Below are 15,158 nucleotides of genomic sequence, written 5' to 3'. Positions count from 1 at the left end.
GGATGATTGCTTCTCTCGGCGTCCCCGGAGGTTCCCATGTCGCTGACAATTCCAGCATTGGCGGGCAAGCTCGCCGGTCTACAGAGCTCGGCGATCAGGGATCTGCTCAAACTCACCGCCCGCGACGACATCATCAGCCTCGCGGGCGGGCTGCCCGACGCCGCCCTGATGCCGCGCGAACGCATCGCCCTCGCCGCCGAGGCCGCGCTGCGTGATCCCGCCGTGCTCCAGTACACGGAGTCGTCCGGCTGGCCTGCGCTGCGCGAGGTGATCGCGGCCCGGGAATCGGCCGAGATCGGCCGCTCGGTGCCCGTCGCCGAAGTCTTCATCACCCACGGTTCCCAGCAAGCTCTCTCGCTCCTGGCCGAAGTGCTCCTCGACCCCGGCGCCCTCGTGATCGTGGAGGATCCCGCGTATGTCGGTGCGCTGCAAGTGTTTCGAGCCGCGGGTGCCCGAATCGTCGCCGTTCCCCTGGATTCCGACGGCATGCGCCTCGACATCCTCGAAGACCTGCTGGCCGCGGGCGAACGCCCTGCGCTCGTCCACACCGTCTCGAACTTCCACAACCCCGGCGGCGTCACCCTCGCGCCGCAACGTCGCCGTCGGCTCGCGGAACTCGCTGAGGCGCACGGCTTCTGGGTCATCGAAGACGACCCTTACGGCGAACTGTGGTTCGACCAGCCCGCCCCCGCGCCGGTGGCCTCGTACTCGCCCCAGGTGATCCGCCTCTCCAGCGTCTCCAAGATCCTGTCTCCCGCCCTGCGCGTCGGCTGGATGATCGCCCCCGAAAGAGTCTCGCGCGCAGTGGAACTCCTCAAACAAGGCGCCGACCTCTGCGGCTCCTCGCTCACCCAGCAGATCGCCACCGACCTGCTGACCGACACCACCTGGCTGGCAGCCCACATCGATGCGATCCGCGCCACCTACGGCACCAGAGCCCGCGCCCTGACCACCGCCCTGCGCACCACCTTCGCCGACCGCCTCCACTGCACCGACCCCACCGGCGGCATGTTCATCTGGGCCGAATTCACCGACAACACCAACACCGCCACCCTCCTCCCCACCGCCCTGGACTCCGGCGTCGCCTACGTCCCCGGCGCAGCGTTCGCCGTCTCCAGCACCGCCGACAACTCCCTGCGCCTGTGCTTCACCACCTCCGACGAGGCCACCCTGACCGAAGCGGTCGATAGACTGTCGTCGGCGATCGGCTAGCGACCGGCGCGCTGCTCAGACCCAGTTGTAGGTGCGTTCTACGGCCTTGTTCCAGTCGGCGTAGCGGTGGGTGCGTTCCTCTTCGGGCATGGAAGGGGTCCAGGTCTGGTCGGCTATCCAGTTGGCTCGGAGGTCTTCGAGGTCGGACCAGTAGCCCACGGCCAGGCCGGCGGCGTAGGCGGCGCCGAGGGCAGTGGTTTCGCGGACTACGGGGCGGACTACGGGGACGTCGAGGATGTCGGCTTGGAATTGCATGAGGAGGTTGTTGCCGGTCATGCCGCCGTCGACCTTGAGGGTGGTGAGTTCCAGGTCGAGGTGTTGGGCGGCGGCGTCGGCGCGCATGGCGTCTACAACCTCGCGGGTTTGGAAGGCGGTGGATTCCAGTGCCGCCCTGGCCAAGTGGGCCTTGGTGACGAAGCGGGTCAGGCCCGCGATGACGCCGCGGGCGTCGGGGCGCCAGCGGGGGGCGAACAGGCCGGAGAAGGCGGGGACGAAGTGGGCGCCGCCGTTGTCGTCGACGCTGCGGGCCAGGGGTTCCACTTCTTCGGCAGAGGAGATGATGCCGAGGTTGTCGCGCAGCCATTGGACCAGCGAGCCCGTGACAGCGATCGAGCCTTCGAGCGCGTACACCGCCGGCGTGTCACCGAGTTGGTAGCAGGCGGTGGTGAGCAGGCCGTGCTTGCTGAACACCGGCGTGGTGCCGGTGTTGAGCAACATGAAATTGCCTGTGCCGTAAGTGTTCTTGGCCTCGCCGGGGGACAGGCACGCTTGGCCGAAGGTGGCCGCCTGCTGGTCGCCGAGAATGCCGGCGACCGGAATGCCCTCGAACGGCCCGGAGGTGATGTCGGCGTAGACCTCCGACGAGCTGCGGATCTGCGGGAGCAGCGACATCGGAATGCCGAAATCCGCGCAGATCTGTGGATCCCATTGCAGGGTGCGAAGATCCATCAGCATGGTGCGTGAGGCGTTGGTGACATCGGTGAGGTGTTCACCGGTCAGCTTCCACAGCACCCAGCTGTCCATGGTGCCGAAACACAGGTCGCCTGCCTCGGCGCGCGCCCGCACGCCGTCGACATTGTCGAGGATCCAGCGCAGTTTCGGACCGGCGAAATAGGTCGACAGCGGCAGACCGGTGCGGTCCGCATAGCGTTGCGGCCCTTGATCACCCGCGAGCTCGGTGCACAGCTGATCGGTGCGCGTGTCCTGCCACACGATCGCGTTGTACACGGGATCGCCGGTCGTCCGATCCCACACCACGGTGGTCTCACGCTGATTGGTGATCCCGACCGCGGCCAGATCCCCGGCCGAACACCGGCTGGTGCCCAGCGCCGCACCGAGCACCGACTCGGTATTGCGCCATACCTCCGCCGGATCGTGCTCCACCCAGCCGGGCTTGGGAAAGATCTGCCGATGCTCGCGCTGCGCGGTTCCGACGATCCGACCCTGCCGATCGAAGATGATGCACCGACTCGAAGTCGTGCCCTGATCGATGGCAGCCACATAGCGACGCATTGATGCAGGTTACCGAAAGTGGAGCCGGCGACCGCAAGATTTGTGGTCGGCGACGAATTTCGGACCCACGCCTCGCCGCGCACGTCCCCAGCGACGAGTGCGGACTACGTTTAGCCTGTACGCAGCGGCGCCGGGAACGCGGCGTTTGCCCCAACTGTCGGCTGGGACCGGCCGGAATCGGTCGGCGGCGAGGAGTCGAGCATGTCGCAGACACCGGAGTTTCCGTTCCTGCACCCGGGAGAGTTGGTTGCGGGCGGGAAAAGGGATCGGCTCGGACCCGGCGATCTGGGGCCGGAACATCGGCGGACCGCCTGGGAACGGCTGGGCAAGGATCAGTTCGACGTCCTGGTGGTCGGCGGCGGCGTCGTGGGCGCCGGTATCGCGCTCGATGCCGCGACACGGGGGCTGTCGGTCGCGCTGGTCGAGGCCCGCGATCTCGCGTCGGGCACATCGAGCCGCTCGTCCAAGATGTTCCACGGTGGCCTGCGCTACCTCGAACAGCTCGAATTCGGCCTGGTCAGGGAAGCGCTGAAGGAACGTGAGCTGGCGTTGTCGACGCTCGCACCGCACCTGGTGAAGCCGCTGCGGTTCCTCTATCCGCTGACCCATCGCGTGTGGGAGCGGCCCTACGTTGCCGCGGGCCTGACCCTGTACGACACCATGGGTGGCTCGAAATCCGTTCCAGGACAGCATCATCTGACCCGGCACGGCGCGATGCGGCTCGCCCCCGGCCTGCGCCGGGATTCGATGATCGGCGGCGTCACCTACTACGACACCGTCGTCGACGACGCCCGCCACACCATGACGGTTGCCCGCACCGCCGCGCACTACGGCGCGGTCATCCGCACCTCCACGCAGGTCGTCGGATTCCTGCGCGAAGCCGACCGGGTCGTGGGGGTGAAGCTGCGCGACACCGAGGACGGGCGTACCGGCGAGGCGCGGGCGAATGTGGTGATCAACGCGACCGGCGTGTGGACCGATGAGGTGCAGAGTCTGTCGAGGCAACGCGGCCGATTCCATGTGCGCGCGTCCAAAGGTGTGCACATCGTGGTGCCGCGCGACCGCATCGTCAGCGATGCCGCGATCATCCTGCGCACCACCACCTCGGTGCTGTTCATCATCCCGTGGGGCGCGCACTGGATCGTCGGCACCACCGACACCGACTGGAATCTCGACCTCGCCCATCCCGCGGCGACCAAGGCCGATATCGACTACCTGCTCGACCGGGTCAACGAGGTGCTGATCACCCCGCTCACGCACGCCGATATCGACGGCGTGTACGCGGGCCTGCGCCCATTGCTGGCGGGGGAGAACGACGACACGTCCAAGCTCTCGCGCGAGCACGCTGTGGCCAGGGTCGCGCCCGGACTGGTGAGCATCGCGGGCGGCAAGTACACCACCTACCGGGTGATGGCGGCGGACGCGATGGACGAAGCCGCACAAGACATTCCGGCACGCGTTTCGCCGTCGATCACCGAGAAGGTGGCGCTGCTCGGCGCCGACGGCTACTTCGCGCTGGTCAACCAGACCGTGCAGCTCGCCGAGCACTACGGCGTCCACCCGTACCGGATGACGCACCTGCTCGACCGCTACGGCTCGCTGGTCGACGAGGTGCTCGCGATGGCAGCGGGCAAACCCGAACTCCTGCAACCGATTACCGACGCACCGGCCTACCTGCAGGTAGAAGCGGTCTACGCGGCCGCCGCGGAGGGCGCGCTGCACCTCGACGACATCCTGGCCCGTCGCACCCGGATCTCGATCGAATACTCCGATCGCGGCGCGAACTGTGCCGAGCAGGTCGCCCACCTGGTGGCCCCCGTTCTCGGGTGGGACGCGGACGAGATCGACCGCGAGGTGTCCACGTACCAGGCGCGCGTACGGGCCGAGATCGAATCGCAGACCCAACCCGACGACACGTCGGCCGACGCGCTGCGGGCCGCCGCTCCGGAGCCGCGACCGCAGTTGCTGGAACCGGTGCCGCAGGACCGCTGAGCCTCAGACCGGGTCGATGCGGGCTTTGAGCAGGCAGAACTCGTTGCCCTCGGGATCGGCCAGCACATGCCATTGCTCCTGGCCGGTCTGCCCGATGTCGGCGGGGCGCGCCCCGAGCGCGAGCAGACGTTCGAGCTCCGCGTCCTGATCGCGGTCGGTGGGGTTGACGTCGATGTGCAGGCGGGATTTCCCCGGCTCGGGCTCCTGCCTGCGGCTGCGGATGATCGTCGCCTGCGGACCGCCGAACCCTGTGCGCGGGCCGATCTCCAGCGTGCCGTCGTCTTCGCGATCGAGTACGACGAAGTCGAGTACCGCGCACCAGAATTGGGCCAGCGCCTCCGGGTCGCGGCAACCGAGCACGAGCTCACTGATCCGACATGCCATCACGAAACCTGCTCTCTACCGTGTAGCGTCGCCGAACTTCCCTGGCCCGCAGCGGAAAACAATCCCGAGATCGTATCGGACGAGCAGCTGTCCAGCGACGGGTTTCACGGAGGGGGCTGGCAGTTCGGGCAGAAGAAGATGCCACGTTCGCGCTGAGTGATGCGGTCGGCGGGGTCGTCTTCGCCGAGCAACTGGGAAGCGATCGGGGTGCCGCAGCGGGGGCAGGAACGGCGAGTGCGGCCGTAGACCATGGCGCGCCATGGCGGTTGGTGTGCGGCTTTGCCGAGAACGCGGTGCGCTTCGTCGACGAGCGCCACGAGATCGGGGATGTCGCCGACCGGGGTAACGGGGTGGACTTTGCGCAGGAAACAGATCTCGCTGCGGTATATGTTGCCGATGCCCGCCAGATTGCGCTGGTCGAGCAGTGCGAGACCGACGGCGCGACGCGGGTATTCGGTGAGCCTGCGCAAGGCCTCGGCCGCATCCCAATCCTGGCCGAGGAGATCGGGGCCGAGGTGGTCGATGACCGTGTGTTCGTCGGCGCGCAGCAGTACCTGAACCTTGCCGAGCGAGAAGCCGACGGCCTCGACCTCGTCGTTGGCAAGCACCACTCGCGCGGTGACCGCGGGTTTGGTCCAGCGCTGGCCGCGGTGGAACACCCGCCACACGCCTTCCATCTTCAGGTGGGTGTGGATGCTCACGCGGTCGGTGCGGATGAACAGGTGCTTGCCGTAGCTGACGACCTCCTCGACACGTTCGCCGACCAGATCCACGGTGGCGTACCGCGGAACCCGGAAATCGCTGCGGGTGAGCGTTTTACCGACCAACGCCGTGCGCAGGCGCTGGGCGGAGCGGAAGACGGTATCGCCCTCGGGCATTCGACTACACCTGCCTGCGCAGCCGCAGGCCGCTCGGGGTCATCGAGAAACCGGCTTCGGTCAGGACTTCGGCGAAGAGGTTGCCGTGCACGGTGTCTCCATTGATCTTGTCGATCACCAAGCTGTCGACCCGACGATCGCGTACCAGCCCGGCCAGCGCGAACGCTGCCGCCCGGCGCAGGCCGATGTCCTCGGTGAAGCTGAGCAGAGTCTTGCCGCCGCGCTCGGAGTAGAGCACCAGTTCGCCGCCGACCATCACCACCAACGCGCCCGCTTTGCGGCCCGGTCGATGACCGCCTTCGGCGTCGCCCTTCGGCCACGGTAGTGCGGCGCCATAGGGGTTGGCGGGGTCGCACGCCGCGAGGGCGAGCGCGACGCCCGCTCTGGTGGTGTCCCGGTCGGTGTCGAACGAGCGCAGGCGGTCGACGGTGTCGGTGGTGGAGAACTGGGCGCCGCCGAGCGTGTCGACGAAATAGCCGCGCCTGCAGCGGCCGCGATCCTCGAACTCGGTGAGCACCCGGTACATCAGCTGGAAACCGCCGGATATCCCTTCGTTCTGCACCGAACCGCGAGTGAGCACGCCGTAGCGTTCGATCAGCTGATCGGCGGTGGCATGGGCGCGAACGGTGTTGTCCTGCACGCGTTCGGGCAGGATCGACCAGCGTCCCGCCACTGTGGGCGGACCGGACCGGGTCGGCATGGACGGTCGTGGCAGGTACGCGCGGCCTCGGGGAGCGCGACGTGGCGTGCGGTGCGCGGTGGTGGCGCGGGCGGTGCCGGACAGCAGGGCGCGCACCGGGGCGAAGGTGTCACCGGAGACATAGCCGGCCCAGACCAGCTGCCACAGGGCCTCCCCGGCGGCTTTGTCGTCGAGCAAGCCCGCGGAATCGGCGAGTTGGCGAAAGAAATAGGCGCCGCCGCCGCGCAAGGTGGATGGCAGCCGCTGGACACGGTTCGCGGCGCCGGGATCGGCTGCGTCGAGATCGACCACCGGCCACGGTTCCAGGGTCGCGCCGAGTGCGGCCAGGAGACCGAGCTGGATGTCGGTGGGGTCGATCTCGTCGGCGGGAGGCAGGGTGAAGGGCGCCTGGTCGGCCAGGTGGAGGGCGACCCAGCCGTCGCGGGCGGTGATCGCGCCGTGGCCCGACCACACCACCTCGCCGGTCGCCATCAGCTCGTCCAGCATGGCGGGGGAGTAGTCGCGAACTCGGGTGGGCAGGATCAGCGACTCCCAGGCCGAGGCCGGAATCGGCACGCCCGCCAGCTGTTCCACCACTGTCGCCACGCCGTCGACACCGCGTAGCTCGCCGGATCCGACGTGCTGCCAGGACGGCAGGAACCGAGCGAACGCGGCGGTGGACACCGGCTCGACTTCGTGCCGCGCGGCAGCCAGCGAACGGCGGCGCAATCGGCGAAGGACCTGGGCGTCACACCACTCGCCACCGGCGGTGTCCGGCGTGAATTCGCCTTCCACCACGCGTTTTTCGGCGAGCAATCGGTGCAGCGATGTCGCGGCGACGGCCGTTCCGAGGCCGAAGCGGTCGGCGACCGCGGCGGTGGTGAACGGTGCGTGGGTGCGCGCGTAGCGCCCGACGAGGTCGCCGAGCGGATCGGGCACCGGTTCGATGAACGCGGCGGGCACTCCGATCGGCAAGGGCACTCCGAGCGCGTCGCGCAGACGAGCGGCGTCCTCCACCGCCACCCACCAGGTACGACCCGCGAACGAAACCTCCAGCGCCCGTCGCGAATCCCGCAGTTCCGCGAACCACGCGGGCGCATCGGAATCGGCGAGTAGATCGCCGTCGGCAGACTCGAATACCTCACCCGGTGTGCTGTGCGAGGGTTCATCGGGTGCGTGGGCGCCGGTCTCCATCGCTTCGGCGTGGCGAACGGCGGATGCGGTGCCGGGGCGGGGAACGCAGCGAGCCGCGACTTCGGTGGGCGTGAGGGGGCCGAGCAGACGGAGCAGATCGGCCAGACCTTCGGCGTCGCGAGCCAGGCGTTCGGGGGTGAGGCGTTGGAGTTCTTGTTCGGTCAGGGTGATGACGGCGGGGTCGAGCAGTTCGCGCAGCTCGACGCGGCCGAGGAGTTCGGCGAGCAGGCTGGAGTCCAAAGCCAGTGCGGCCGCTCGGCGTTCGGCGAGTGGGCTGTCGCCGTCGTAGAGGAACTGCCCGATGTAGGAGAACAGCAGGGCGCCGGCGAACGGCGACGGGCTCGCGGTCTCGACCTCGATCAGGCGGATCTCGCGGCGTGCCACCTTGGTGAGCAGGTCGCGCAGGGCGGGCAGGTCGTATACGTCGCGCAGACATTCACGGACGGTTTCCAGCAGGATCGGGAACTGCGGGAATTTGCGTGCCACGTCCAGCAATTGGGCCGAGCGCTGCCGCTGCTGCCACAGCGGCGCGCGCTTGCCGGGGTCGCGGCGCGGGAGGAGCAGCGCTCTGGCGGCGCATTCGCGGAAGCGGGACGCGAAAAGGGCGGAGCCGCCGACTTGTTCGGTGACGATGTCGTCGATCTCGTCGGGTTCGAAGGCGAACAGTTCGGCGCCGGGTGGTTGGTCGGTCGTATCGGGCAGGCGCACCACGATGCCGTCGTCGGAGGCGGTCGGAGCGGCATCGATGCCGAACTGTTCCTGCAGGCGCGCGCCCACCGCCAGCGCCCACGGTGCGTGCACCGGGGTGCCGTAGGGCGAGTGCAGCACCAGGCGCCAGTCGCCGAGTTCGTCGCGGAACCGTTCCACGACCAGTGTCCGATCGGTCGGCAATTGGCCTGTGGCACTGCGCTGTTCCTCGAGCAGGCCGACCAGATTCGCTGTCGCGTTCTGGTCGAGCCCGGCCGTGCGCAGCAGGTGCTCGAACCGCGTCGCGGGTTTCTTCAGCTCGGCGGACGAGGGCTCGGCCGGCGCGCTCTTCTCAGGAACGCCCATGTCCGCCACGACCCGTGTCAGCTCGTCGGCTGGTACCTGACCTGCCGTGCGAACGAATTCGCCCAGCGCGGCACCTAGTTCAGCGGGCCGGCCCAACCCGTCACCGTGCCAGAACGGCAACCTGCCGGGCAGTCCGAACGCCGGTGACACCAGCACCCGATCGAAGGTGATCTCCTCGATCCGCCAGCTCGTCGCACCCAGCGCGAACACATCGCCCACGCGCGACTCGTAGACCATCTCCTCGTCGAGTTCACCCACCCGCGAAGCCTTTTCGCCCACCATGAACACCGCGAACATCCCACGGTCGGGGATCGCGCCACCGGAGGTCACCGCCAGGCGCTGGGCGCCGGGACGGCCGGTGATGGTGCCCGCGTCGCGGTCCCACACCACGCGCGGACGTAGTTCGGCGAACTCGTCGGACGGATAGCGTCCGGCCAGCAGGTCGAGCACCGATTCGTAGGCCGAGCGGGGCAGGTTCGCGTAGCTGCCGGTGGAGCGGACGAGATCGAACCAGGCGTCGACGTCGATGGGTTCGAGCGCGCAGGCCGCCACCGTCTGCTGGGCGAGGATATCGAGCGGGTGCGCGGGGATCTGGAGCTTCTCGATCTCGCCGGTGAGCATGCGCTGGGCGGCGACGGTGCAGTGGATCACGTCGGTGCGGTGTTTGGGGAACAGCACGCCCCGCGAGATCTCACCCACCTGGTGCCCGGCCCGCCCGACCCGTTGCAGCCCACTGGCCACCGAGGGCGGGGCCTCCACCTGGACCACCAGGTCCACCGCGCCCATATCGATGCCGAGCTCGAGACTGCTGGTGGCCACCACACAGCGCAGCCGACCGGTCTTGAGGTCGTCCTCGATGATGGCGCGCTGTTCCTTGCTGACCGACCCGTGATGGGCGCGCGCCAACAGGTGCTCGGCCCCGTGGATCACCTCGGTGGACGGCCCGAGCTGGGCGGGTGGCTTGTGCTCGGTCTCCACCGGCTCGCCGAGACGGGCGGCATAGGTCTCGTTGAGCCGCGCCGTGAGCCGTTCGGCGAGCCGCCGGGAGTTGGCGAACACGATCGAGGACCGATGCTCGAGCACCAGGTCGACGATGGCCTCGTCGACATGCGGCCAGATCGAACCCGGCTGATCGGAGTCGCCCCCCGGATCGGTCATATCGGCCACCGGCACCCGCACCGACAGGTCGAAGGTCTTCGGTGCGGGCGGCCGCACAATGGTGATCGGCGCGTTGCCGACCAGGAATCGCCCGACCTCCTCGGGCGGGCGCACCGTCGCCGACAACCCGATCCGTTGCGCGGGCTTGTCGGTGAGTTGATCCAGCCGGGCCAGCGACAAGGCCAGGTGCGCACCACGCTTCGACCCGGCGATGGCGTGCACTTCGTCGACGATCACCGTGTTGACCTCGGCCAGCGTCTCGCGCGCGGCCGAGGTCAACAGCAAGAACAACGACTCGGGGGTCGTGATCAGAATGTCCGGTGGGGTGCGCAACATCGCCCGGCGCTGGGCGGGCGGGGTGTCACCGGAGCGCACCCCCACCGAGATATCCGGTGGGTCGAGCCCCAATCGTTTCGCCGTCTGCGTGACTCCTACCAGGGGTGCCCGCAGATTGCGTTCCACGTCCACAGCCAGCGCCTTCAACGGCGACACGTAGAGCACCGACGTGCCCCGGGACGCTCCCGGCTCGGGTGGGTCCCGGTGAGCCAGCTGATCGATAGCCCACAGGAACGCGGACAGGGTCTTGCCCGACCCCGTCGGCGCGATCACCAGTGTGTTCTCGCCCGCGGCGATCGCGTCCCACGCGCCGAGCTGGGCCGACGTCGCGCCGGGGAAGGCGCCGTCGAACCACTGTGCCGTCGCGGGGGAGAACCGATCCATAGCACCAAGTGTGCACCGACCCACCGACAACTTCGTCGCCATCATGCGCCCCGACCAGCGCGAACACGCCGATGACCGGGGAGGCGCCCGGCCCGGGTTGTGGCGTGGATCGCATTCGTCGCTACCCTCGACTCTCGTGCAAACGGTGCTGAGAGTCGACCTTGTCGGCCATGGCCTTACCGAGGCGGTACGTAAGGCGCGATTTCCTGTCGATGAACCCCTTGACGAGTCGGGGCGGGCCGCTGTGCGCGCCTGCGTGCCGCTCGATGAAGCGTTGGTGCGGACAGGACCGGAGCGGCGGGTTCGCGAGACGGCGGAGGAATTGGGCCTGGTCGGCGAACAGGACGTGCGATTACGGGACCTCGATGCCGGGTCGTGGCGGGGCAGTGAGATGGGCAAACTCGCTCAGGACCAGTTGTTCGCCTGGCTCACCGACCCCGAATTCCGTGGGCACGGTGGGGAATCCATCACCGATCTGGTCGAGCGGGTGCGCTTCTGGCTGGCCGAGATCGCCTCGTCGGGTCGTAACACCGTGGCGGTGACGCACCCCGCCGTGGTGCGCGCCGCGCTGCTCGTGGTGCTCGACGCACCGGCGAAGTCGTTCTGGCGCATGGATGTTCCGCCCGCGAGCGTCACCCGGCTGCACTACCGGGGGAACTGGACCCTGCGACTCGGCAACGGATAACGAAGAAGGCCCCGGAGTCGAAACTCCGGGGCCTTCTTCGTAGTAGCGGGAACAGGATTTGAACCTGCGACCTCTGGGTTATGAGCCCAGCGAGCTACCGAGCTGCTCCATCCCGCGTTGCAAATACCACTTTACACGGGGTGGGGTGGAAGGCGAAATCGCTGGTCTGATCAGCCGAAATGGATGCCTTGCGCGAGCGGGAGTTCGGTGGAGTAGTTGACGGTGTTGGTGGCCCGGCGCATGTAGGCCTTCCAGGAGTCGGAGCCCGATTCCCGGCCGCCGCCGGTGTTCTTCTCCCCGCCGAACGCGCCGCCGATCTCCGCGCCCGATGTTCCGATGTTGACATTGGCGATGCCGCAGTCGGAACCGGCGAGGAACTGTTCGGCCTCGCGCTGGTCGAGGGTGAAGATCGACGAGGAAAGTCCCTGGGTCACACCGTTGTTCAAGGCGATGGCTTCGTCGAGTTCGTCGTAGGTCAGCACGTACAGAATCGGCGCGAAGGTTTCCTCGCGCACGAGTTCGGTCTGCGCGGGCATGCGGATGATGGCGGGCCGCACGTAGTAGGCGTCGGGTCCGAGCGTCTCGACGCGCTCACCGCCGCAGATGATGTCGCCGCCCTCGGCCACCGACCCGACCAGCGCCTTCTGCATCCCGGCGAAGGCGCGCTCGTTGATCAGCGGCCCGACCAGGATGCCGTCGTCGAGTGGATTGCCCACGGGCAGTTGGCCGTATGCCGCGGCGAGCCGTTCGACCAGCTGGTCGGCGATCGAACGATGCGCGATCAACCGTCGCAGACTCGTACACCGCTGGCCCGCTGTCCCCGCCGCGGAGAAGACGATGCCACGCACCGCCAGTTCCAGATCGGCACTCGGCGCGACGATCGCGGCGTTGTTTCCACCCAGCTCGAGCAGGCATCGACCGAAACGCCCGGCCACCCGTGGGGCGACGGTGGCGCCCATCCGCACCGAGCCCGTCGCGCTCACCAGGGCGACCCGGCCATCGTCGACCAACGCCGAGCCGACGGTCGCGTCCCCTTGGATCAGCTGGTGCACTTCGGGATCCGCGCCCACATCCACCGCTGCGCGACGCAGCAGGGTGTGGCAGGCCAGCGCCGTCAACGGCGTGGTCTCCGACGGCTTCCAGACCACCGTGTCGCCGCACACCAGGGCGATCGCGGTATTCCAAGCCCACACCGCGACAGGGAAATTGAACGCCGAGATCACCCCGACTACGCCGAGTGGATGCCATGTCTCCATGAGGCGATGGCCGGGACGTTCGGAAGGCATGGTGGCGCCGTAGAGTTGGCGCGAGAGCCCGATCGCGAACTCGCAGACGTCGATCATCTCCTGCACTTCGCCCAGCGCCTCGGGGCCGATCTTGCCCGCCTCCAGGGTCACCAGCTCCGCCAGCTCGTCCTGATGGGCCACCAGCAACTGGGCCAGCCTGCGCACCAGGCCCGCTCGCACCGGCGCGGGGACCGTGCGCCAGGCCTCGAACGCGGTTGCGGCGCGGCCGATCGCGGCGTCCACGTCGGCGGGGGCGTCGACGGCCAGCGGCAACAGGACACCGCCGGAGATCGGCGTGCGCGCCAGCAGCGGGCCGGGCTCCGGCACCGCGGCGCCGAGGCCGTGCAGGAGCGCCCTGGCTCGCAGCGAGAGCTGCTCGGAGAAGTTCACGGTCTGCGTCATCGGTACTCTGCTCACCTTCTGCTGTTTGGTACGACTCACGGAAAAGTTCGGGAGAATTCGGTGGGGAACGGAAAGAAGTTTTCCCCGCGCGAGCCCCACGCTGCGTTAGCCTTCGCTGATGGCGGATACACCGGCTCGACCCCAGCTCGATGACATCGATCGACTATTGATCAAAGAACTGATGGCAGACGGTCGCGCCACATTGTCGAATCTGGCGGAGAAGGCCAGTCTCTCGGTCTCCGCGGTGCAATCGCGGGTGCGCAGGCTCGAAGCGCGCGGCGTGATCCGCGGATACGCGGCGCAGGTGGACCCCGAAGCGCTCGGGCACTTGTTGTCGGCGTTCGTCGCGATCACTCCTCTCGACCCGTCCCAGCCCGATGACGCGCCCGCCTTGCTGCAGCACATCCCCGGCATCGAGGGGTGCCACTCGGTAGCGGGCGAGGAGAGCTACGTCCTGCTGGTTCGGGTGGCCTCGCCTCGGCATCTGGAACATCTGCTGCAGGAGATCAGGGCCACGGCCAATGTGCACACCCGCAGCACGATCATCCTGCAGACATTCTATGACAGGTAGTGATCTTCCGTAATTTGATTCGTGATTCCGTAGAACTTCCGTAAATATTTGCGTATCGTCGGTTTCATGACCATCGAACTGGAGCGCCCTGGCGCGGCGGTCATCCCCGCCGACCGGGTCCACGAAATCCTGTCCTCGCACATCCTCGCGGACGGTTTCGAGCTTGTGCTCGACCTACACGAATCGCGCGGTCGCACGCTCGTCGACGAACGTGACGGCACCAGCTATCTCGACATGTTCGGCTTCTTCGCCTCCAACGCGCTGGGAATGAACCATCCCGCGCTGGCCGGCGACGAGAGCTTTCTCGCCGAGCTGGCCAACGCCGCACTGAACAAGCCGAGCAACTCCGATATCTATACCGTCGAGATGGCCCGCTTCGTCGACACCTTCGCCCGCGTGCTCGGTGATCCGCGCCTGCCGCACCTGTTCTTCGTCGACGGTGGCGCGCTCGCGGTGGAGAACGCGCTGAAAGTCGCTTTCGACTGGAAGAGCAGGCACAACGAATCGCACGGTCGCGCACCGGAACTCGGTACCAAGGTGCTGCACCTGACCGGCGCCTTCCACGGGCGCAGCGGTTATACGTTGTCGCTCACCAACACCGACCCGGTCAAGACCGCGCGATTCCCGAAATTCGATTGGCCGCGCATCGACACACCGCACACTTTCGCGGGCCCCGACATCGCCGCCCTCGAAACGCGGGCGCTGGCCCAGGCCGAACAGGCCTTCGCCGACAACCCGCACGACATCGCCTGCTTCATCGCCGAACCGATCCAGGGCGAAGGCGGTGACCGTCATCTGCGGCCGGAATTCCTCGCCGCCATGCAGCGGCTGTGCCACGCCAACGACGCGCTGTTCATCCTCGACGAGGTGCAGACCGGCGTCGGCCTGACCGGAACCACCTGGGCCTTCCAGCAATTGGATATCGCGCCCGATGTGGTGGCCTTCGGCAAGAAGACCCAGATCTGCGGAATCATGGCGGGCGGCCGGGTCGACGAGGTGGTCGACAATGTCTTCCGGGTGAGCTCACGGCTCAACTCCACCTGGGGCGGCAACCTCACCGACATGGTGCGCACCCGGCGCATTCTCGAAGTGCTGGAACGGGATCGGCTGATCGAGGGCGTGGCACCGCTCGGCGCGTTCCTGCTCGACCGGCTCGGCAAGCTGGCCGCCGCGCACCCGGACGCGGTCAGCGAGGCGCGTGGGCGTGGGCTGATGTGCGCGGTGACACTGGCGACGCCGGAGCTGCGCGATCGGGTGGTGACGGAACTGCGCGAACGTGAGCACGTGCTGCTGCTCGGCACGGGGGAGCGCGGCATCCGTTTCCGTCCGCCGCTGACGGTCACCGAGGACGAGCTGAGTCAGGCCGTCGACGCACTGGACGCGGTACTCACGCGAGAACGCCGGTAACTCCCCGGATTCCGGGCTGGGCCGT

Annotated in this window: 10 protein-coding genes and 1 tRNA gene; 5 read left to right on the top strand and 6 right to left on the bottom strand. The window is 68.0% G+C overall.

Translation table 11 applies throughout. The features are described from left to right. The first annotated feature begins 36 nt into the window (after window positions 1–36). Window positions 37–1,212 (top strand): aminotransferase-like domain-containing protein, encoded by a 1,176-nt coding sequence (locus ACWFRF_RS31735; protein WP_452453796.1) that lies wholly within the window; start codon window positions 37–39, stop codon window positions 1,210–1,212. Between the two features lie 15 nt (window positions 1,213–1,227). Here the strand turns inward: ACWFRF_RS31735 and glpK are convergent, their stop codons facing one another. Beyond that, window positions 1,228–2,724, bottom strand: coding sequence for a glycerol kinase GlpK (gene glpK, locus ACWFRF_RS31730; RefSeq protein WP_449971931.1), 1,497 nt, complete (start codon window positions 2,722–2,724; stop codon window positions 1,228–1,230). A gap of 201 nt (window positions 2,725–2,925) precedes the next feature. Between glpK and glpD the strand changes: the two genes are divergently transcribed. Then, window positions 2,926–4,716: a glycerol-3-phosphate dehydrogenase gene (gene glpD, locus ACWFRF_RS31725; RefSeq protein WP_452453793.1), complete on the top strand. Its 1,791-nt coding sequence runs from the start codon at window positions 2,926–2,928 to the stop codon at window positions 4,714–4,716. Window positions 4,717–4,719: 3 nt separating this feature from the next. On the opposite strand, the gene ACWFRF_RS31720 is transcribed toward glpD, so the two are convergent. The 3 genes from ACWFRF_RS31720 to ACWFRF_RS31710 form a co-directional block, all read right to left on the bottom strand. Further along, entirely contained in the window at window positions 4,720–5,100 is a 381-nt protein-coding gene (locus tag ACWFRF_RS31720) for a VOC family protein (RefSeq protein WP_452453792.1), read from the bottom strand. A 104-nt stretch (window positions 5,101–5,204) separates the two neighbouring features. Beyond that, complete coding sequence (locus ACWFRF_RS31715; protein ID WP_452453790.1) at window positions 5,205–5,978, bottom strand: Fpg/Nei family DNA glycosylase; 774 nt, start codon at window positions 5,976–5,978, stop codon at window positions 5,205–5,207. Window positions 5,979–5,982: 4 nt separating this feature from the next. Then, on the bottom strand, window positions 5,983–10,782 hold the full coding sequence (locus ACWFRF_RS31710; RefSeq protein ID WP_452453788.1) for an Lhr family ATP-dependent helicase: 4,800 nt from the start codon (window positions 10,780–10,782) through the stop codon (window positions 5,983–5,985). A 43-nt stretch (window positions 10,783–10,825) separates the two neighbouring features. Here ACWFRF_RS31710 and ACWFRF_RS31705 point away from each other — a divergent pair, with 43 nt between their 5' ends. Then, complete coding sequence (locus ACWFRF_RS31705; RefSeq protein WP_378635806.1) at window positions 10,826–11,467, top strand: histidine phosphatase family protein; 642 nt, start codon at window positions 10,826–10,828, stop codon at window positions 11,465–11,467. A 43-nt stretch (window positions 11,468–11,510) separates the two neighbouring features. On the opposite strand, the gene ACWFRF_RS31700 is transcribed toward ACWFRF_RS31705, so the two are convergent. Beyond that, a tRNA-Met gene (locus tag ACWFRF_RS31700) sits at window positions 11,511–11,584 on the bottom strand. Between the two features lie 53 nt (window positions 11,585–11,637). Further along, window positions 11,638–13,155, bottom strand: a complete 1,518-nt coding sequence (amaB, locus tag ACWFRF_RS31695; RefSeq protein ID WP_452453786.1) for an L-piperidine-6-carboxylate dehydrogenase — start codon at window positions 13,153–13,155, stop codon at window positions 11,638–11,640. A 118-nt stretch (window positions 13,156–13,273) separates the two neighbouring features. Between amaB and ACWFRF_RS31690 the strand changes: the two genes are divergently transcribed. Next, window positions 13,274–13,726 carry an Lrp/AsnC family transcriptional regulator gene (locus ACWFRF_RS31690; protein ID WP_056818059.1) on the top strand — a complete coding sequence of 151 codons (453 nt, stop codon included), beginning with the start codon at window positions 13,274–13,276 and terminating at the stop codon, window positions 13,724–13,726. 66 nt (window positions 13,727–13,792) lie between these two features. Further along, on the top strand, window positions 13,793–15,133 hold the full coding sequence (lat, locus tag ACWFRF_RS31685; RefSeq protein WP_452453783.1) for an L-lysine 6-transaminase: 1,341 nt from the start codon (window positions 13,793–13,795) through the stop codon (window positions 15,131–15,133). Window positions 15,134–15,158: the final 25 nt, after the last annotated feature.

It is taken from the genome of Nocardia sp. NPDC055165 (genome assembly GCF_053606985.1).
Note: the sequence above shows the minus strand (reverse complement) of the source record. Positions and strands in the feature narration are given on the sequence as shown.

Coding starts and splice junctions, on each gene's coding strand:
- ACWFRF_RS31735 (WP_452453796.1), top strand. CDS start 37: ATGTCGCTGACAATTCCAGCATTGGCGGGCAAGCTCGCCGGTCTACAG.
- glpK (WP_449971931.1), bottom strand. CDS start 2,724: ATGCGTCGCTATGTGGCTGCCATCGATCAGGGCACGACTTCGAGTCGG.
- glpD (WP_452453793.1), top strand. CDS start 2,926: ATGTCGCAGACACCGGAGTTTCCGTTCCTGCACCCGGGAGAGTTGGTT.
- ACWFRF_RS31720 (WP_452453792.1), bottom strand. CDS start 5,100: ATGGCATGTCGGATCAGTGAGCTCGTGCTCGGTTGCCGCGACCCGGAG.
- ACWFRF_RS31715 (WP_452453790.1), bottom strand. CDS start 5,978: ATGCCCGAGGGCGATACCGTCTTCCGCTCCGCCCAGCGCCTGCGCACG.
- ACWFRF_RS31710 (WP_452453788.1), bottom strand. CDS start 10,782: ATGGATCGGTTCTCCCCCGCGACGGCACAGTGGTTCGACGGCGCCTTC.
- ACWFRF_RS31705 (WP_378635806.1), top strand. CDS start 10,826: ATGCGCCCCGACCAGCGCGAACACGCCGATGACCGGGGAGGCGCCCGG.
- amaB (WP_452453786.1), bottom strand. CDS start 13,155: ATGACGCAGACCGTGAACTTCTCCGAGCAGCTCTCGCTGCGAGCCAGG.
- ACWFRF_RS31690 (WP_056818059.1), top strand. CDS start 13,274: ATGGCGGATACACCGGCTCGACCCCAGCTCGATGACATCGATCGACTA.
- lat (WP_452453783.1), top strand. CDS start 13,793: ATGACCATCGAACTGGAGCGCCCTGGCGCGGCGGTCATCCCCGCCGAC.